Consider the following 18,580-nt stretch of genomic DNA (forward strand, 5'->3'; position numbering starts at 1 on the left):
TCCTCATGCCAACCCTTACCATTTCCTGCGCACCGCTGCATTCGCTGGAGCGCAAGCGCCTGGCCCTGGCCTTCACCCGCCTGCTGAAAAGCCTCGGTGCTGATACCGCCCACTGCATGGTGTTCTTCCACCCGCTGGCCGAGGGGTGCGTATTCCGCGCCGGCATGCCGATGCCGGTTGCCGACCGCGAGGGCGTGCCGACGCAGTTCCATGTGCGCATCACCTTGTCGGCAGCGCGCGACCGGCTGGCCCACCAAATCCTGGCCGAAGGGCTGCATGGCTGCCTGCGCTCGCTTTACCCACACGCCTTCATCTATTTGCAATTCGACCCGATCCTGCCCGAGCACGTGTTCTTCAGCGCCGGCGCAGAATTGATCAACGCTGCCCATCCACAAGGAAACACCGGCTCGTGAACGACTTCAGCATTGAACAGCGCATTCGTCAGACCCTCGGCCAGCTGTTAGGCGAGGCAATCCACACCATCGACAAGCGCGACAGCTTCCGCGACTTTCTCGGTGAGCGTTTCGACAGCCTCATGGCCGTCGAAGTGATCACCGCCATCGAAGGCTGCTTCGACATCGAAGTGGATTACCTCAGCGACGATGTGCGCTTCTGGTTCGAAACCTTGGAGAAGATGGAGCGATTCGTCAGCCAGAAACTGGAAGACCAACTGACCCTGCAGGCCGCCGAGTGAACGCCGAGCACGTATTCACCACCTCCGGCTCCACCGGTGCGCCCAGGCTGTGGCTGCGCAGCGTGGCGCAAATGGAGCGCGAGGCCGCGTTGATTTTTGGCCGCTGGGCGCCCGATGCGCAAGAGATCTTCGCGTTCGCACCCGCCAGCCACAGCTACGGCATGATCCTCGGCGAAGTCGGTGCGCGTGTCTTGGGCGCGCACCTTCAGGCATGTTCGCTGGAGCAGCAGCGGCTGCCATTACTCGACGGTGAGGGGCCGTGCGTGATCCTCGCCATCGCCAGTACCTGGCGACTACTGCCCGCGCTGTTGACGCGATTGGCAGCGCGGCGTGCGGTGCTGGTGGTGCACAGCGCTTCGCTGTTGCCGCCTGACGCATTGACGACAGTGCGGCGCCATGCTGGTCCGCGGGTACGCTTCGTCGAGCTGCTGGGCTCGACCGAAACCGGTGCCATGGCCTACCGCGAACTGGATGCGAACAGTAGCCCGGAGCAGGCTTGGACGCTGCTCGACGATGTCACGCTGCTCAGCAACCTGGGCCAGCCATCCGCCCTCGACGTGGCCAGCCTGCGTATTGCCCGCGCGCCGCACCAGGCAGTGCCTGCAGCCAGTCACTGCTGCGACGACCTGGTGCTGGCTTTGGATGCACGACGTTTCCAATGGCTGGGCAGGGCCAGCAGCCTGATCAAGGTCAATGGTCAGCGCCTCGACTTGGCGCGCCTGGCGTGCGAAATCCAACAACGCCTGCAATGCCCGACGCTGGCCTGCGTGGCAGTGCGCGATAGCCTGCGTGGCGAAGCGTACGAGGTGCTGTTCAGCTCCGCCACGCTCAGCGAACGGGCAGTACTGGAGGTGTTCCAGCAACTGTCGCCGAGCCATCCACGACCCGTCGCGGTCCGTCGGCTCGCCGAACTGCCTTTATCCGCCACTGGCAAACCCCTGCCGTGGGCGGCCCTAACCTCTGTCAAGGAATACACCCATGACCCACGCTAACACCCAGGACACCATCGCTCAGTACCTCAATGGCTGTGGCGCCGACGCCAGCAGTGGCCGCGAGCAACCCGAGTACCTCGGCCTCAGCCTGCGCAAACGCCATGAGCTGCTGCAGCGCAACCCTACGCTGGCAGCGGACTGGGCCCTCCAGTACGACCAATGGTCGGTACACGCCGACAGTCACTACCGTTGCCTGACCAGCACCCGCGAAGTCGAAGCGCCGTGGTTTCGCCTGGGCGTCAAAGACACCGTCGATGTGGCTGGCCTGCCGACCCGCCTGGGCCTGCGCAGCTACCGCCATTACCCGCAGCGCAGTGCAGAGGCGCTGACGCTCCTCGACCCGCGCATCGCCTTGACCAGCAAGGTCGCGACCACCGAATTGAACATCGCCTTTGGTGCCGGCTGCCGCAACCCGCACTTCCCGACCATCGACCCCTCTGGCTCCAGTACCGGTTCGGCGGTGTCAGTGGCTGCGGGCTTGTGTGACATTTCTTTGGGCACCGATGTCCTGGGTTCGGTACGCTGGCCGGCCTCGCACTGCGGCATGGTCGGCTTGCGCATGACGCAGAAGGCCGCGAGCCTGACTGGCGTGTTCCCACTATCCCCGCGCATGGACGCGCTGGGCTGGGTGACCCGCAGCGCCGACGACCTCGACCTGCTGTTCCCGCTGCTGGGCCTGGAACCGCTGCTCGGTCAGCAACAACCGCTGAGGGACCACTACCGCGTCGCTGTGCTGGAGCACGCACTGGACCCGGCGCTGACCAGCCCGGCGATGCTGGACATGCTGGGCCAGGCACGCAGTGCGCTGGCAGATCTAAGCATGCCCCCGGCTGAAGTCGCCATGCCCGACCTGTGGGCTTGCCGTGGTGATGCCTGGCAACTGTGCGCGCGTGATGCGTGGTTGGCATCGTCGGCGTGGGCGCGTCGCTTCGACTGCGAGCTGCACTGGTCGACGCTCAGTGCGCTGAAGGTGGGCGAGGGTGTCAGCGACAGCGACTACCAGCGCATCCACCAGCGCATGGACAGCATCCGCGGCGGTATCGACGCCTGGTTCGACAGCGCCCAGGTGGACTTCGTGGTGTTCCCCATGGACCCCAACCGGCCGTTCGACCGGCGCAACCCGCAGCCCGGCGACTCGACCATCCCATCGCCGGCCGAGCCCGGTTACGAGCAGAAGATCAGCTTCACCCCACTGGCCAGCTTCAGCGGCCTGCCGGCCATCACCGTGCCGATTTGCCTGAGTGCCGATGGCAAGGCGCCGTTGTCCGTGCAGATCATGGGCCGGCGCGACAGCGAGCGGCAGCTGCTGGACATCGCCAAGCGTCTGCAGGCTGTGACTGGCCTGCTACCTACCCGCCGTCTTCAGGCCTAAGGAGCGCAGCATGTGCGGAATTACAGGCTGGGTGGACTACACCCGCGACCTGGCCCAGGCCACCCCGGCCCTTGGCGCCATGACCGATACCCTGGCCCTGCGCGGGCCCGATGCCAGCGGCAGCTGGCAGCACCGCAATGCCCTGTTGGGCCACCGGCGCCTGGCAATCATCGACCTCGGTGGCGGCGTGCAGCCGATGACCTTCCGTTGTGCCAGCGGCGAGCAGATCGCGCTGATCTACACCGGCGAGGTCTACAACCACAACGCGCTGCGCGAGCAGTTGCAGAAGGCAGGCCATCAGTTCCACACCCGCAGCGACACCGAGGTGGTGCTGCATGCCTATCTGGAATGGGGCGAACTGTGCTGCGAACACCTGAGCGGGATGTTTGCTTTCGCCATCTTTGACGGGCGCGACGGTCACTTCCTGCTGGTACGTGATCGTCTTGGGGTCAAGCCGTTGTATTATGCCCGCCACCAGCAAGGCCTGCTGTTCGGTTCGGAAATCAAGGCGATCCTGGCGCACCCGGAGTTCGCCAGCGCATTGGATGTGGTGGGTCTGGTGGATGCCCTGAGCCTGTCTCGCGGCACCGTGCGTACGGCCCTGCGCGGGGTTGACGAACTCCCGCCTGGGCATCGACTGTCCTGGCGCCCGAATGGCCAACCGAAACTTAGTCGTTACTGGCAGATACAGCGGCGCGAGCATCAGGACGACCTGGTCAGCACCGTGGCGCACACCCGTGAGCTGCTCGGCAAGGCGCTGGGCGAACAGCTGTATGCCGATGTACCAATCTGTTCGCTGCTTTCTGGCGGGCTGGATTCGACCATTCTCACCGCCATGGCGAAGCAGCGCGGCACGGTCAACTCGTTCTCGGTGGACTTCGTTGGCCAGGCCGAGCAGTTCCAGAGCGACGAATTTCGCCCGGAGCGGGACCAGCCTTACGCCCTGGCGGCTGCCGAGTACATCGGCAGTCATCACCAGACCATCCTCATCGACAACCGCGAGCTGGTCGGTGATGTTGCGCGCAGGGCGGTGTACCGGGCCAATGACTCGGCGGCCACGTTCGGCGATGTGGACACTTCACTGTATCTGCTGTTCAAGGCCATCCGCGAGCACTCCACGGTGGCCATCTCCGGCGAGGCAGCGGACGAGGTGTTTGGCGGCTATGCCTGGTTCCGTGACCCACAGGCCATTGTCGCGCAGCGCTTCCCGTGGCTGTCGCGCATGCAGTTGCTGCAGCCCGAGCTGATCAACCCTGAGTTCAACCGCCTGTGCAACTTCGCCGACTACCAGGACAGTTGCTACCACCAGGCGCTGGACAACGTTGAGCATTTGCCGGGTGACAGCCCGCAAGAGCGACGCATGCGCGAGCTCTGCCACATGCACCTGCAGCGCTGGCTGCCGATCCTGCTCGACCGCAAGGACCGGCTGAGCATGGCCGCCAGCCTGGAGGTACGGGTGCCGTTCACCGACCACGAACTGGTCGAATACGTGTACAACGTGCCGTGGGCGATCAAGAGCAAGGACGGTCAGGAAAAGTGGCTGCTCAAGCAAGCCTGCGCCGACCTCCTGCCGCCGGCAGTGCTGCAGCGGCGCAAGAGCCCTTACCCGACGTCGGCCAACCTGGCCTACGAACGGTTCCTGCGCGAGCGCATCAGGCGATTGCTGGCCGAGGCGGGCAGCTCGGTGTTTCAGGTCATCGACCGCCGTCGTCTGGCCGCCGAGCTGCATCAACCCGAGGGATATTTCAACTCGCAGCTGCGGCGCAACAACCTGGAAACAGCGCTGGCGCTCGATAGCTGGCTGCGTGAGTACCGTTTAGCGCTGTAGTTCGCGTCTGTCGTTGCCGTCCAGTATCACCGGGTTCTGAATGGTGTCGACAAAGCGTCGTGGCGCGCCCAGGTCGAGCATGGAAATGAAGCTGCCCAGGGCGGGGGAGGCGTTCTGCAGGTTCCAGTTCATGTACAGGCCCATGGTCGGCGTGGGCTGGTCCTTGATCGGGCGGATCGGGCGGAACTGCACGCGGTCGCGCAGCGTCGAGTAGGCGATCGATTCTGGCACCAGCGCGACGCCGAAGCCGCAGGCGACCAGGCCGATCAAGGTGTGGATCTGCGCCGCTTCCTGTACCACCTTGGGATAGAAACCGGCCGATTCGCACAGGGCGATCAACTGGCTGTGGTAACCGCTGCCCAGTGCTTGCGGGGTGAAGACGAAGTCTTCTTCGGCGAAATCACGCAGGTCGACCACCGCGTGATGGGCCTTGGCGTGGCTGCTGGGCAGGGCCATGACGATCTGTTCGTTGAGCAGCAGCCGCGATTCGATGGTGTCCGGCGGCATCGGCAACTTGCGCATGAAGCCGATGTCCGCTTCGCCGGCCATCAGTGCCTTGGCTTGGGACGCCGAGGGCATCTCGCGGATGGTCAGCCGCACGTTCGGGTAGATTTCGCGAAATTTCTTCAGGGTGTTGAGCAGCGACTCGTAGTAGGCGATGGAAATCGCAGTGATGGTCAGCTTGCCGCAGATGCCTTCGGAGACGTTGCGCGCGTACTCGATGCCTTGCTCCAGCTCCTTGAGTGTGCGGTAGGCGGTCTCCAGGAACGCCATGCCGGCGGCGGTCAGCTTGACGCCGCGCTTGTTGCGCAGGAACAGGCTGAAGCCCAGCTTCTCTTCGAGTCGGTTGATCGCTTGGCTCAGGGGTGGCTGCGCCATGTGCAGGCGGATGGCTGCCTTGTGAAAGTGCAGCTCCTCGGCCACGGCAATGAACTGCCTGAGCAAACGTGTCTCGATCATGCTTACGTTCCTTCATCGAGTCGAACGGGCGCCAGGAAGGCGTTCTCCGCCGGCCGACCCTGCAAGGCGGCCATCATAGTGCGTGGTTTCGCGGCGACAAAGCCTGTGCTGCAATCATGTTTTTGCAGGGCATCACCCGGGTGGCTGGGGCACGTCGGTGGGTAGCAGGTCTCAGGTGATATCTCCGAGATATCAAAGTTGCATGCTTTTAATATTAAGTCATTGATTTTTTTATTGTTATCGTAAAAAAGGAGATTCGGAAGGGGGCTTCAATGCCGACCACAGACCCATTCAAAGATAAAGTTGCCATCGTCACCGGCGCCGCTCAGGGCCTGGGCCTGGATTACGCCATGGCCCTGGCGGCGCGGGGGGCGCGGGTAGTCATCAGTGACCTGGGTACTGATCGCTCGGGCGAAGGGCATGACCCGGACGCGGTCAGCGAGGCCCTCGAAGCCCTGCAGGCCAGGGGCTATGCAGTGGTCGCCCACGTCGGCCACCTGGAAAACGAAGAAGAATGTCGCCAACTGGTGGAACTGGCCATCGCGCATTTCGGTGCGCTGGATATCCTGATCCACAACGCCGGCTGGGTCGACTACCAAGGTATCGAGACCCAGGAACAGGCATTTCTCGACCGCGCCCTGGGTATCAGCGTGCATGCCCCGGTGTGGCTCGCCAAGCATGCCTGGAAGCACCTCAAGGCTTCCTCCGCCCCGCGCATCGTCCTGACCACCTCGGACCGTGCCATGTACCAGCGTTACGCCCAGCCGGGCCTGGTCGCCTACTCGGCGGGCAAGATGGCCCAGGTGGGCATCATGAACGCGCTCAGCATGGAAGGGCTGGAGCATGGCATTCTGGTCAACGCGATCTCGCCGGTGGCCAAGACCCGCATGTGGGGCGTGACCCAGCCCCCTGAAGAACTCAAACCCGAATGGGTAACACCGGGCGTGTTGTACCTGGCCAGCGCGCTGTGCCGGGATACCGGCTACATCCTGCGTGCCAGCAATGGTCAATTCACCGCCACCCGCTTCAGCGAGAACAGCGGGGTAAGTTATCCCCGCGACCTGGCGCGGGTGGAGGCGTCCAGCCTGGCTGAAGTGGCCGAGCGCTGGAGCCGCATCAAGGAATGTCACTACGTGCCGATCAAGGTCGCCAATATCCGTGCCGACCTGGGCGAAAGCCCGGTGTGGGATGCGCGCACGGGCGTGTTGTATTTCGTCGATATCACCGGCGGGCGTATTCACCGGCTGCTGCCTGATGGCGACGTAGAGAACCTGTACGAATCAGCGGCGCGGATCGGTGCCCTGGCCCTGACCGATCAAGGCAACCTGATCTTCACCGAGGATGCCAGCGTGGCCGTTCTCGATGTTCAGCCAGGCAAAGTGCGGCAGTACTCGGTGCCCGTGCACCACCGTTCGAGCTACCGCTTCAACGACGGTGCCTGCGACCCGCAAGGCCGTTTCGTCAGCGGGCTGATGGACGAAGGCCCGAGCGGCAAGACCGGCGCCTTGTTCCGCTTCGATGGCGAGTTGCACGATGAGGTGATCCACGACGGTTTGTCATTGCCCAACGGCATCGCCTGGTCGGCAGATAGCCAGACCGTGTTCTTCGTCGATTCCGTTGCCCGCTCGATCTATCGCGCCGAGTACCTGGCAGAAGGGCGTCTGGAGCAGATCAGCCTGTTCGCCGAAACGCCCGCCGAGCTAGGCCGCCCGGACGGGATTGCGCTGGACCGTGAAGGTGGGCTGTGGGTATGCCAGTTCAATGGCAGCTGCTTGCTGCGCTATGATCGCGACGGGCACCTGACCGACCAGGTGGTGATGCCGGTGCCGCGCCCGACCAGCTGTTGTTTCGGGGGTGATGGCCTGGGTACGCTGTTCATCACCACGGCACGCGTGGGTATGTCGCCGACAGAACTGCGGCACTACCCGGATGCCGGCGATGTGTATGCGATTCGCCCGGAAGTAGGCGGCATCGAACGGTTTGTCTTCAAGGAATAAGCGCTTGAATCTGGCTGGGCGGTAGCACGGCCAGCTCGCCAAAGCGCTGCGCCGAGTCAATGTAGCGCAGCGCCGATTTGGCGTCCTTCCAGCCTACGTAGCTCATCAGCGACTTCAATTCCCAGCCGTTGGCCGTGGCCCAGGTGGCAAAACCGCGGCGCAGGGAGTGGCCGGTGTACAGCGCTGCAGGCACGCCGGCGCGATCGAGCATGCGCCGTAACAGGCCGACCAGGCTGTTGCTGTTGAGCGGCGTATCACTCAGGTTGCCCCAGCGGTCGAGCTTGCGAAACACTGGGCCGTGGGCGATGCCAGCCACTTCCAGCCATTGCAGGTAGGCCGTAACCGGGCACAGTGCCTTGAGCGCAGGGGTACGGTGTTGCACGCCAAGCGCTTCCCGGTCGCCCTTGCTGCGCGGCAGGAACAAGGTGATACCGACACCCGCTTCGGCCTGGATATGCTCGACACGCAGACGCGCCAGTTCATCCCCGCGAAATCCCCGCCAGAAGCCGATAAGCAACAGCGCAGTGTCGCGCCTGGCGCGGCGCAGGGCTGGCAGGTCGTGGTGCTCGCGGGCCTGCCTGGCTTCTTCCTCGAAACGCTCGACAGCCGTTTGCAGATGCTGCAACAACAGCGGCGCAGCCTGTTTCGGCGGTGTCGGGTGCAAGGTGCGGATGCCCCGTAACACCTGGCGTACCAGAGGCGCTTTGGTCGGGTCGGGGAAGCCCTGGCTGATGTGCCATTGGCTCAAGGCTGCAAGGCGTTGGCGCAGGGTGCTGACGGCGTGCTGTTCGGCATGATCGGCCAGGTAGCGGGCGATGCTGTCGGCAGTGGCGGGAAGAAACCCACCCCAGTGCGCCTCGAAATGCTCGATGGCGGCCTGGTAACTGCGCCGGGTGTTGTCGCGGGTGGCGGCGCGGACGTAGCGCTCGATGTCGGTCATGGTCGGCGGTGTGGTGATGGACAGCGACAAGATAAAGCTTATTGGGTTGTCTGTCCCGGCCCATTCGCGGGCAAGCCCGCTCCCACAGGCTGGAGGCATGTCCGGGACCTGTGGGAGCGGGCTTGCCCCGCGAATGGGGCGGTATGGGCAAAGGTGATTTCACTGAGGCAACGCGGTATCCATCAGTTGCCGCAGCGGTACATACTCCGCCCGGCTGACCGGCACCAAGCCGCTGGCATCCTGGGAGGCGACGAATGCCGCCAGGGCCTCAGGGTCTTCCAGCATCGCCTTGCGAATGCGCTCTTTCAGCGCCGGGCACAGGCTGGCACTGAACACATACGGGTCGTAATAGATTGGCCTTGAACGCCACTGCACCTTTAGAGAGCTGGGTGCCAACGAGTGCCTAGCCAGGTAGGCATCGGCGCGTTCGCTGGCGACGAAGGCCGCATCGACACGGCCGTCCAACAGCGCTTGCAGCGCGTTGTCATGGTTGCCGGCATACACCAGCGAGCCGAAGAACCGTGGCAATGGCGCACCCACCTGGGCCGCGAACTCCACACTGGGCACCAGGCCGCCGGAGGTGCTGGCCGGGTCGCTGAGGGCCAGGCGCTTGCCACGCAGCGGCTCGATGCCGTCAGGGCTGTCGGCACGGGTCAACAACAGCGCCTGATAGTGGTTGCCGGCTGCGGTGAAAGGCCCGGCACTCAGGGTGAAGGTGGCAAAAGGTTCTACCTTCGGGTCCCGACGCTGGGCAAGTACGTAAGAGGCCGGGCCGAGGCGGGCGATGTCGGCGCCGCCGGAGACAATGGCATCGACCACGCTTTCGTACGAGGTGGCAATCATCAGCTCCACCGGCACCCCGGCGGCCTGGCTCAGGCGCTGCAGCAAGGCCTGGTGATCAATGACCATGGCTTCGCTGCTTTTGATCGGTATCACCGCCAGGCGCAAGCTGCGGGGTGTGCAGTCGGCCAGCGCAGCGGTCGCGAGCACGTTGGCCAGCAGCACACCGGCCAAGGCTCTCAAAGCACGCATGGTTTTTCCTCCAGGCTGTTGAAGGGCGGGTACTCACGCAATTGGGCCGGCGACAGCGGCCGGCTGAAGTGATAGCCCTGGGCGATGTCGCAGCCGGCAATTTTCAGACACACCACTTGTTCACGGGTCTCGACGCCTTCAGCGACGACCTCCAAGCCCAGGCGCTTGGCCAGGATGATGGTCGAGGAAACGATCGGGCTATCGTCGTAGCTGTTGGACAGCGGGGCGATCAGCGAGCGGTCGATCTTCAACTTGCTCAGGGGCAGTGACTGCAAATGCGCGAAGCCGGCGTAGCCGCGGCCGAAATCGTCCAGGCTGATGCCCAGACCGGCCGTGCGCAGGCGGTGCAGGTGATCGACCGCGGTGCCTTCCGGGTCGAGAATGGTGGTCTCGGTGATCTCCAGCTCCAGCCGCTGCGGGGCGATGCCGTACAGCTGCAATTTGGCCAGCAAGCGGGTGCTGAAGTCGGCCTGGCGCAGCTGCAGCGCCGAGACATTCACCGCCAGCCGGGTTTCGCGGCCCTGGGCGTCCCAGCGTGCCAGCTCCTCGCAGGCCAGGCGCAACACTTCCCAACCCAGCTCGATGATGAAACCGCTGCGTTCTGCCAAGCCGATGAAACGGTCCGGGTAGAGCAGCCCGAACGCTGGATGATCCCAGCGCACCAGTGCTTCGTAGCCCAGCACCTGGTGGGTGTCGAGGCGAATCTGAGGCTGGTAATGCAACACGAACTGTCGCTCGGCCAGGGCGCTACCGAAGGCCTGTTCAAGGGTGAAGGCCTGGATGTCGGCTAGGTTGAGCGAGGGGTCGAAGAAGCGGTACTGGGCGCGCCCGGCCTGTTTGGCCGAATACATGGCAGCATCGGCGCAGCGGATCAGGCTGTCGATGTCCTGGCCATCGCGCGGGCAGATACTGACGCCGACGCTGGGGCTGGTGTTGACCTCCTGGCCGTCCAGGGCATAGGTGGCCGAGAGCTTCTGCACCAGGTTGTGCACCCAGCTGTTGATCTGCGCTTCACTGCGCTCGCCCGCCAGCAGCACGACGAATTCGTCGCCACCAAAGCGCGAGGCTTCGTCGCCGGGTTCGAGCAGGCGCTGGATGCGCCCGGCCACGGCCTGCAGCAGCAGGTCGCCGATCTTGTGCCCAAGCGAGTCGTTGATCGACTTGAAGCGGTCCATGTCGATGAACAGAATTGCCATCAGCCGGCGTTTGCCACGCTGGCGCGTCAGTGCCTGGCCTGCCACTTCGACGAACTGGCGGCGGTTGTGCAGGCCGCTGAGGTGGTCGGTGGCGGCGGCATGGCTGCTACGCCGGTGTTCGTCCTCCAGGCGCCCGATCAGCTGCTGGTTGACCTGTTGCGCGTGCTCCAGGGCACTGAAGGCTTCCTGTCGCTTGCCTAACAGCCGCAGGGTCCAGGCCAGGCTGGCGAGGATCATCAGGGTCATGCTCAGGTTCAGCCAGAACTGCCGTGAGTAGGCCAAGGCAGTGGGGGCGAGAATTTCGTCGTAGCGTTGGCTGACGATGATGCTGAAGCCGCGCTCGTCGATGCGCCGGTACAGGCTTTGGAACGGGTTGCCGGCAGCGTACTGGACCAGCAGCCCAGCCTCGCTGCCCGGGGTCGGCAGGCCAGGTTCGAATTCATCACCGGCCACGACCACGCCACTGGTGTCGATACGCAGGCGTTCCTGGCCGTCATCCTGCAACAGGCGCATCAATCCGGTAGCGCCGAGGTCGATGTGCTGGAACAGCACGGCAAGGTAGCCGATATCGAGTTGTACCACGAGGATGTTGTCGATTTCGCGACCGGGCAGGTTGGTCAATGGCAACAGGAAGGGCAGGCGCCAGTTGGGCATGGGCGCAGGCGTGAGCGTTGGGGTGATACGCGGCAGGAACGGCTTGAAACCGTAATGGGCGACATGCAGTTTGAGCTGCTGCAGCCAATCGTCCGGCAGCGCTGGCGCCTCATCGCTGTGGCTTGCCGAAACTAACCGCCCGTTCCGGTCGTATAAGCTCATGCGTTTGAACACCGGATCTTCGGCCAACAGCCGTGCCAGGCTCAGGTTGCCCTGGCGCAGCACTTTCATGTCGTCCTGGGTGACCCGGCCTACGGCCTGGGCGCGGTCGACCAACTGTCGCAGGCTTTCGCCGACGATGCTGGCGAGGTTCAGGTGCTCGGCAGCCTTCGCCGACAGCGCATCCTGCCGCGCGGCAGCCTTCTGGGTGAAGTGCAGCCCCCAGAGGAATGTCAGGGTGGCTGCGCAGAGCACCAGTATCAACAGACGCAACAAGCCTGCAGACGAGAGAAAACGGCGTATCACAGCTGGCATTCCCGACCCTGGGTGATGGTCGAAAAATACGACAGCCAGATGACAGAGTCATGACTAGTGGCTAATTGCCTTTAGGGTTTTCCCCGGTCTGCCAGCGGTGCCTGCAACCGCGTGGTCTCTTCTTCGAGGTAGCTGAGCAGGGCAGCGACTTCGGCATCGCCCAGGCGCATGTTGGGCATGGCCAGGCGGTTGTACTGTTCGTAGAGCAGCGTGGCCAGCGGGTCTTTTTCGGCGAGCATCTGGTCCGGTTCCTTGAGCCAGCGGGCCAGCCAGCTGGCTTCACGTTGCCGAGTCACGCCGAGCAGGTCGGGGCCGATGCCGGATTGGCCGGGTTCGACATTACCCACCGAATGGCAGGACGAGCAGCGCGTGCGGAAGATCTGCTCGCCGCTGCTGGGGGGGCGGATATCGGGGGCGCTGGCGTAGTCGTTGGTCATCGCCGTGGCTTGCTTCCAGTTATGCAGGCTGTTGCCCAGACGGTCAGCGAGGATGTAGGGGCTTTCGAAGGGCGAGGCCTTCATCCAGCGACCGGTGGCCTGATTGCCGATGATCAGGCTCAGGTTATGATCCTTCGAGCGGCCGTTCTCCAGGCCTTCTATATAAAGGCCCAGGCGCCGACGCAGTTGCTCGATGTCGCCGGGCTCGCCAGTCAGCAGGGTCCAGCCGGGGCCGATGGCGAACTTCTCGGCATAGCGCTTGAGGGTGGCGGGGGTGTCATTGTAGGGATCGATGCTGATGGAATAGAGGAAGATGTCCTTACCCACGCGGTCGCCGAGGATCTTCTGTACCTGGCGCAAGCGCGCGGTTTCCACCGGGCAGGAGTCGCTGCAGCCGGTGAAGATGAAGTTGATGGCGACCACCTTGTCCTTGATCAGGTCGTCGAAGAAATGGACTTTTTTGCCGTCCTGGGTGAGCAGTGGGGTGTTGGGGAAGTAGTCGGCGCCCCAGGGCGTGCTGCCTTGGGCCTGGATCGGGACTTGTGCCTGGGCTTGCAAGACAGGCTTTATTGGCCAGTAGTGGGTGCTGGCGGCGAACAGGGAGAGTGCGAGCAGAACAGGCCATGAACCGGACATGAGGGGATCCTCGGTTGTTCGTGTGTTGCGATTGGGGTTGCTGCGCAGCCCTTCGCGGGGCAAGCCCGCTCCCACAGATTCGTGTGGGAGCGGGCTTGCCCCGCGAAGGCCGCAAAGCGGCCCCACGCTTTACTTGATGCTGATCGGAGCGGTCACGCTCTGCCCCAGAGCCGACTTCACGGTCACCGTCGCCGGCGTGGCCGGGCCACTGCCGGTGGTGGTCACCGACAACCGCCAGCGGGCACCGGTGGTTGCTGCCGTCAGCGTCGCCGTCCCCAGGTTCAGCGGCCCGCTGGTGGTCGCGGCAGTGACCGTAATGCTGTTGCCGGTGGCCACCGATGTCGTGCCAGACACGTCCCAGGTGTAGCGGTTGTTGCTGCGCAACTGCACCGAGGCGCTGCTGACCTGGATCTCATCCATGGCCACCGCCGGGCCGACCGCAATGCTCACCGTGGCCGGCGCCAACGACTCGGCACCTTTGGCATCACGCGCCGAGTAATTGAAGCTGGCAGTGAAGGGCGTGGGCACCGTGGTTGGCGGGGTATAGGTGATGGTGGTGCCATCGGTGCTGGTCGAGCCCTGACCCGAGTCCGGTTGGCTCAGGCTCTTCACGGTCAGCGGCAGGTTGCCCTCCGGATCGGTGTCATTGGCCAGCACATTGAGCACGATCGGTTTACCTGCCGTGGTGGCTGCACTGTCATTCACAGCTACCGGTGGTTTGTTGCTGGTGTCGTCGTCACCGCCATGTCCACTGGTGTTGCGGAAAGTTGGCAGGCCCACGGAAGCGACGTACTGCACACCATCCCAGCCCGGCAGCGGGGTCGGCATCACCTGGAACTGGCCTGGGTGCTCGATGTCCCAGCGCAGCAGCATCGAGGTGTCCTCATGCTGGGTGTTGTGGCAATGCTCTATGTAGGTCCCGGCGAACTCGCGGAAGCGGATGGCCATTTCCACTTCTTCGGAGGAGTCTACGTCCGGGCCGATGCGGTAGACGTCCTTGCGTGCCCATTTCTCCCATTCCGGCGGCGCCTTGCCGTCGCGGCTGAGCACCACACCTTCTTCGAAGTGCACATGCACGGGGTGGCTCCAGCCGTTGCCGCCGTTCTTGATCTTCCACACTTCAAGTGTGCCGTCGCCACTGAAGCCGCCGTCGGTGGCCTCGTTCGTCAGTTGCGCGGCAGCGGTAATGCGCCGCGGGTCCATGCTGTAACCGAAGCCGCCGTCGGTCTTGATGGTCCAGGGCGCCGTGTCGGTGCCATCGGAGCGGCCGAAGATGAACTCACGATGGCGGGCAGCTTTGATCTTGTCCTTGTCGGCCTGGGCGGTGCGGTCGATGGTCAGCGGGATCATCTTCAGGCCTTCGGCCTTGCCAGGTTTGGCCGGCTCGTAGGCGGTCGGGTCCATGCTCACGTCCTGGCCGCTATAAGGCTGCACCAGCAACTGCATGAACTTGCCCACCACCGGGTCGCCCCTGTCCCATTCCGGGCCCTTGCTGGTCTGCTTGATGACCGCCTTGTACTTCTCCGACATCACATCGGCCAGCGAGATCGCCTGTTTCGGGCCTTTGCCGGTGTCGTGCTCCATCAAGTTGACGAAGTACAGCTTGTCGCCGGCTTTGATGCCGTTCTTGGCGAAGTTGATGATGATGTCGTAGCGCTCGGCAATGCCCTGCAGCGGCAGGATGGCGTTGTTGTCCTGCAGGTCGCCGTCGCCGTTGAGGTCCAGGGTGCCATCGAACGGCACCGCGTGCTCCATGATGTTGCCGTCGTTGGCGACCATGTGGAACGGCACCCGAGCGTAGGACAGATTGGAGCCGGCTGGCCCCTTGAGTTCGCCACTGTTGCCCGCAATTTCACGCACCACGGCAAACTTGAAGTAGCGCGACACCGAGCCGTTGAGAATGCGGAAGCGATAAGCGCGTGCACGCACCTTGAGCTTGGGTTGGTACTGCCAGTTGACCAGTATCTGGTCCCCGAGGAAGCCGTCGGTGTTGAACGGGTTGAACCACAGTTGGCCGTTCTGATCCCAGGCCTTGTCGGCGATCACCAGGTTGACGTCGTAGTCGCGGTTGCCCCAGGGCATGCCGCTGCCGCTCGGCAAGCGCAGGTTGACGCCGTCCTGCAGCGCTTCGTTGCCACGGTCCAGGGCGCTGTAGTAGTTCATCATCACGGCGTTGCCTTTGTAGACGTTCTGCGCCGTGAAATCGAGCATATGGTCGTGGAACCAGTGGGTGCTCATGGTTTCGCGCCAGTCACCGCGAATCTTGATGCTGCCGTTCTGGCAGGTCTTCAGGCCTGGCGACGCATCGTTGACGAACAGGGTTTCGCCGGGCGAGCAGGGGAACGCTGCGCGTGGGTCCTGGGCGCGGGTATTGATTGTGTCATAGCCGGCCAGCTGGATTGGCCAGCGGTAATCGTAGTACTGGCCGGGGAAGAAGTAGGCGTTGGCGAATCCATCGCTTTCTGCCGGGGAGTGGCCGTTGTGCTCGTGGGTCGAGATGGTGTGCAGGCCGAAACCGCCGTTGGCCGCCGGGTCGATCGGCAGCGCGTTGTAATGGCGCATCAGCACTGGCTGGCCGTAGCGCACCATCAGCAGTTTTACTGGGAAGGTGCCATCGAAGGTCCACAACGACTTGTGGTTCTGCAGCGGCATGTTCGGGTGAAAGCGCGTGTCGATGCCCTTGGTGGTGCCCAGGGTGGTGGGGATGTCGGAGGTCTGGTAATACAACCCGCCCGGGGCGAACTCGCCCACGGCATAGTTGTGCAACTGCTTGCGGTCACGCAGCCCCTGGTTGATGCGTGCGCCCGCCTGGGCGGTCTTGAACGCAGCCTGGGGGTAGAACTCGTTCCAGCGCTGGTGCGACCAACCCTTTCCTGGTGGCCGGCCTTCCGCTGGCGAGCCGACCGAGTTGCGGTTGAGGAACATCTCGATCTGCGCCTTCCACGGGTTGCGGTCGAGCACGTTGGAATACTGGGTAGGAAATGGGAACAGCCCGGGCTGCTTGAGGAAAGCTTCCAGGGCGTTGCCGTTGGGGCTGCTGCGGGCAACGATGTCCGGGTCTTGCGCTGGAGAAGCGCCCAGCGTCGGGACGGGGAAGGTCAAGCTTGGCGGCGGCAGGCTCGGGTCGAGTTTTTCCGGGCCGAATTCTTCGAACAGCAGCAATTGCTGGGTGAAGGGTTGCGCGCCGAACAGCGGGCTGGGTTTGCCATTGGTAGGGTAGTTGCGTGAAGTCTGCAGGGCCGGTGGCAGCACGTTGTCGACGCGGTTGCTGGCCCGATCCCCGTACACCCCGTCCTTGAGCTCCAGCGAGCCCTGGTTCGCTTCGGGCAGGTTGAACAGGTTGAGTAGCGCCGGGTTCGGGTCGGCCGGTTGATCGTCATAGTGTGACGGGTCCGTCGGCGGTGGCTGGCTGACGTCATCCAGGGAAGAAGCCATCACGCTGAGCTGGCCGAGGCTGAGCATCAGCGCGGTGACGGCGGTCAGTTTGAATGCGTTCAGGCTGGGGTGGATCACGGCAGTTGTTTTCATCGCCTTATGCCTCGGTCACAGAAATGGCTTGGGGCCATCAATGGCGTATTGCCTCGTTTTGATGGCCGGAGCAACGGCTGTGCCAAGTAATGTTTTGTTAAACAAAACCTTGAAGGAACTGATGCGGACTAAATATTGTCGCGTCAAAAATGGGGACAGGCCCCCAGAAGCGGGCCCTGGGGCCCCATTACTGGTGAACGGCTCCGTGACAAATGCCGCTCGGGTGCTGTATACCTGCACCCCACCAAGGGGAGTCCGGCAACGGGCTGAGAGACCGCTGGCATTGCAGCGCGGTGACCCTTAGAACCTGATCCGGATCATGCCGGCGAAGGGATGGGACTGCCGACCTGCCTTTTTGCCGGCCTCACTGCGAGGCCGCTCCATGCCCCAACGCAACGGTCTCGCTGTCACCCAATGGAGGGCAGCACCATGAGCGAACGCTTCACCGAAACCTTGCGCCGCCAGAGCGAACCGACCTGGTCGGCTGCCGTCGGCCACCGCTTCGTCACCGAGCTTTGCGACGGCAGTGTGGCCGACCCGATCATGGTCCGCTACCTAGTCCAGGACCACCGTTTTCTCGACAGCTTCCTGACGTTGCTGGGCGCAGCGATCGCCACTGCCGACACCTTCGAGGCTCGCTTACGCTTCGGCCGCTTCGCCGGGATGATTTCCAGCGATGAAAACACCTATTTCCTGCGCGCCTTCGAAGCACTGGACGTCAGCCCCGAGCAGCGTACAGAACCTGAGGACACGCTGCCCACCGCAGGCTTCAAGGCGATCATGCGCGAGGCGGCGGCCACCCGTTCGTATGCAGCGGCGCTGGCGGTATTGAACGTCGCCGAGGGTTTGTATCTGGACTGGGCGACCCGGGCCGCCAAACCGCTGCCAGGCAATTTCGTGCATGCCGAATGGATCACCCTCCACGACAACCCGGCGTTCGCGGAGTTCGTCGCCTTCCTGCAGGCCGAGCTCGACCGGGTAGGGCCGCAGGAAGCCGCCTTGAGCGGCGATTTCTATGCGCGCACCGTGGCCCTGGAGCTGGACTTCTTCGACGCCATCTACGACGAGGAGGCTTGAGCATGGATATCTTCGAGCGCCTGAAGGCTGCCACCGCAACGCAGTGGAACAGCTATGTGGACCACGATTTCGTCCGGCAGATGGGTGAGGGCACCTTGAGCGAGGAGGCCTTCCGAACCTACCTGGTGCAGGACTACCTGTTCCTCATCCAGTTCGCCCGCGCCTGGGCACTGGCCGCCTACAAGAGCCGCCTGCCAGCCGACATCCGTGCTGCCCAGGCCGGCCTGGCGGCGATCCTCGACGAGACCGAACTGCACCTGCGCTTGTGCGCCCGCTGGGGGCTGACGCAGGCCGATATCGAAGCGGCGCCGGAGCATCAGGCCACGGTCGCCTACACCCGCTATGTGCTCGATTGTGGCGCTGCGGGCGATTTGCTGGAGCTGCATGTGGCCTTGGCGCCGTGCGTGATCGGCTATGCCGAGATTGGCCGCACGCTGGCGGAGCGGATCGGTGATCTGAGCAGTCACCCGTATCGGGAATGGATAGGCGAATACGCCGGTGAAGGCTACCAGAGCGTCGCCGCAGCAGCGCGCAAACACCTCGATGAGCTGGCAGCGCGAAGCATGACCGAGCAGCGCTTCGTCGAGCTGGCGGCGATATTCGGCCAGGCTTCGCGGCTGGAGGCGGATTTTTGGCAGATGGGGTTGGATGGCGTGGCCTGAGCTGGTGTGAATACGGTACCTGTGGGAGCGGGCTTGCCCGCGAAGAAGGTTACTCGCTGCATGGCACGGGCTTCGCCCGTGTTCGCGGGCAAGCCCGCTCC

Annotated in this window: 14 protein-coding genes, 1 pseudogene and 1 riboswitch; of the genes and pseudogenes, 9 read left to right on the forward strand and 6 right to left on the reverse strand. The window is 63.8% G+C overall.

Features of this window, described 5'->3' with window-relative positions:
• The first annotated feature begins 5 nt into the window (after window positions 1-5).
• Genes ACZ6YA_RS10155 through asnB form a run of 5 tightly spaced genes read left to right on the forward strand, consistent with a single transcriptional unit; the run spans window position 6 to window position 4,886 of the window.
• Entirely contained in the window at window positions 6-413 is a 408-nt protein-coding gene (locus ACZ6YA_RS10155; RefSeq protein WP_465896961.1) for a hypothetical protein, read from the forward strand.
• On the forward strand, window positions 410-694 hold the full coding sequence (locus ACZ6YA_RS10160) for an acyl carrier protein (RefSeq protein WP_465896962.1): 285 nt from the start codon (window positions 410-412) through the stop codon (window positions 692-694). The genes ACZ6YA_RS10155 and ACZ6YA_RS10160 overlap by 4 nt, the downstream gene beginning before the upstream one ends.
• The gene (locus ACZ6YA_RS10165; protein WP_465896963.1) at window positions 691-1,686 is read left to right on the forward strand and encodes an AMP-binding protein; all 996 of its coding nucleotides are present in this window, start codon (window positions 691-693) and stop codon (window positions 1,684-1,686) included. Before ACZ6YA_RS10160 ends, ACZ6YA_RS10165 begins: the two co-directional genes overlap by 4 nt.
• The gene (locus tag ACZ6YA_RS10170; protein WP_465896964.1) at window positions 1,673-3,058 is read left to right on the forward strand and encodes an amidase family protein; all 1,386 of its coding nucleotides are present in this window, start codon (window positions 1,673-1,675) and stop codon (window positions 3,056-3,058) included. The genes ACZ6YA_RS10165 and ACZ6YA_RS10170 overlap by 14 nt, the downstream gene beginning before the upstream one ends.
• Before the next feature lie 10 nt (window positions 3,059-3,068).
• Entirely contained in the window at window positions 3,069-4,886 is a 1,818-nt protein-coding gene (gene asnB, locus ACZ6YA_RS10175) for an asparagine synthase (glutamine-hydrolyzing) (RefSeq protein WP_465896965.1), read from the forward strand.
• Here the strand turns inward: asnB and ACZ6YA_RS10180 are convergent.
• Window positions 4,875-5,846, reverse strand: a complete 972-nt coding sequence (locus tag ACZ6YA_RS10180; protein WP_465896966.1) for a LysR family transcriptional regulator — start codon at window positions 5,844-5,846, stop codon at window positions 4,875-4,877. The genes asnB and ACZ6YA_RS10180 overlap by 12 nt on opposite strands.
• Window positions 5,847-6,118: 272 nt before the next feature.
• Here ACZ6YA_RS10180 and ACZ6YA_RS10185 point away from each other — a divergent pair.
• Together ACZ6YA_RS10185 and ACZ6YA_RS10190 are read left to right on the forward strand one after the other, a co-directional pair.
• Window positions 6,119-6,751, forward strand: a pseudogene (locus tag ACZ6YA_RS10185) (SDR family NAD(P)-dependent oxidoreductase); the annotation flags it as partial.
• On the forward strand, window positions 6,734-7,843 hold the full coding sequence (locus tag ACZ6YA_RS10190; protein ID WP_465897204.1) for an SMP-30/gluconolactonase/LRE family protein: 1,110 nt from the start codon (window positions 6,734-6,736) through the stop codon (window positions 7,841-7,843). The pseudogene ACZ6YA_RS10185 and the gene ACZ6YA_RS10190, both read left to right, overlap by 18 nt.
• Here the strand turns inward: ACZ6YA_RS10190 and ACZ6YA_RS10195 are convergent.
• From ACZ6YA_RS10195 to ACZ6YA_RS10215, 5 genes are all read right to left on the reverse strand, one after another.
• The gene (locus tag ACZ6YA_RS10195) at window positions 7,833-8,813 is read right to left on the reverse strand and encodes a site-specific integrase (RefSeq protein WP_465896967.1); all 981 of its coding nucleotides are present in this window, start codon (window positions 8,811-8,813) and stop codon (window positions 7,833-7,835) included. The two genes, ACZ6YA_RS10190 and ACZ6YA_RS10195, sit on opposite strands and share 11 nt — an antisense overlap.
• 129 nt (window positions 8,814-8,942) lie before the next feature.
• Complete coding sequence (locus tag ACZ6YA_RS10200) at window positions 8,943-9,815, reverse strand: phosphate/phosphite/phosphonate ABC transporter substrate-binding protein (protein ID WP_465896968.1); 873 nt, start codon at window positions 9,813-9,815, stop codon at window positions 8,943-8,945.
• Window positions 9,803-12,130, reverse strand: coding sequence for a putative bifunctional diguanylate cyclase/phosphodiesterase (locus ACZ6YA_RS10205; RefSeq protein WP_465897205.1), 2,328 nt, complete (start codon window positions 12,128-12,130; stop codon window positions 9,803-9,805). The genes ACZ6YA_RS10200 and ACZ6YA_RS10205 overlap by 13 nt, the downstream gene beginning before the upstream one ends.
• An 80-nt stretch (window positions 12,131-12,210) precedes the next feature.
• Entirely contained in the window at window positions 12,211-13,212 is a 1,002-nt protein-coding gene (locus tag ACZ6YA_RS10210) for an SCO family protein (protein WP_465896969.1), read from the reverse strand.
• 129 nt (window positions 13,213-13,341) lie between these two features.
• Window positions 13,342-16,740, reverse strand: coding sequence for an Ig-like domain-containing protein (locus tag ACZ6YA_RS10215; protein WP_465896970.1), 3,399 nt, complete (start codon window positions 16,738-16,740; stop codon window positions 13,342-13,344).
• 237 nt (window positions 16,741-16,977) lie between these two features.
• Window positions 16,978-17,091, forward strand: a riboswitch (TPP riboswitch).
• A gap of 78 nt (window positions 17,092-17,169) precedes the next feature.
• Between ACZ6YA_RS10215 and ACZ6YA_RS10220 the strand changes: the two genes are divergently transcribed.
• Together ACZ6YA_RS10220 and tenA are read left to right on the forward strand one after the other, a co-directional pair.
• Window positions 17,170-17,817 (forward strand): TenA family protein, encoded by a 648-nt coding sequence (locus tag ACZ6YA_RS10220; protein ID WP_465896971.1) that lies wholly within the window; start codon window positions 17,170-17,172, stop codon window positions 17,815-17,817.
• Window positions 17,818-17,819: 2 nt separating this feature from the next.
• Window positions 17,820-18,479 (forward strand): thiaminase II, encoded by a 660-nt coding sequence (gene tenA / locus ACZ6YA_RS10225; RefSeq protein ID WP_465896972.1) that lies wholly within the window; start codon window positions 17,820-17,822, stop codon window positions 18,477-18,479.
• Window positions 18,480-18,580 lie beyond the last annotated feature (101 nt).

The organism is Pseudomonas sp. NPDC090752 (genome assembly GCF_055584805.1).

What these genes read in the sequence shown, in the direction of transcription:
- ACZ6YA_RS10155 (WP_465896961.1), top strand. Translation starts at nt 6, where the DNA reads ATGCCAACCCTTACCATTTCCTGCGCACCGCTGCATTCGCTGGAGCGC.
- ACZ6YA_RS10170 (WP_465896964.1), top strand. Translation starts at nt 1,673, where the DNA reads ATGACCCACGCTAACACCCAGGACACCATCGCTCAGTACCTCAATGGC.
- asnB (WP_465896965.1), top strand. Translation starts at nt 3,069, where the DNA reads ATGTGCGGAATTACAGGCTGGGTGGACTACACCCGCGACCTGGCCCAG.
- ACZ6YA_RS10180 (WP_465896966.1), bottom strand. Translation starts at nt 5,846, where the DNA reads ATGATCGAGACACGTTTGCTCAGGCAGTTCATTGCCGTGGCCGAGGAG.
- ACZ6YA_RS10190 (WP_465897204.1), top strand. Translation starts at nt 6,734, where the DNA reads ATGTGGGGCGTGACCCAGCCCCCTGAAGAACTCAAACCCGAATGGGTA.
- ACZ6YA_RS10200 (WP_465896968.1), bottom strand. Translation starts at nt 9,815, where the DNA reads ATGCGTGCTTTGAGAGCCTTGGCCGGTGTGCTGCTGGCCAACGTGCTC.
- ACZ6YA_RS10210 (WP_465896969.1), bottom strand. Translation starts at nt 13,212, where the DNA reads ATGTCCGGTTCATGGCCTGTTCTGCTCGCACTCTCCCTGTTCGCCGCC.
- ACZ6YA_RS10215 (WP_465896970.1), bottom strand. Translation starts at nt 16,740, where the DNA reads ATGAAAACAACTGCCGTGATCCACCCCAGCCTGAACGCATTCAAACTG.
- ACZ6YA_RS10220 (WP_465896971.1), top strand. Translation starts at nt 17,170, where the DNA reads ATGAGCGAACGCTTCACCGAAACCTTGCGCCGCCAGAGCGAACCGACC.
- tenA (WP_465896972.1), top strand. Translation starts at nt 17,820, where the DNA reads ATGGATATCTTCGAGCGCCTGAAGGCTGCCACCGCAACGCAGTGGAAC.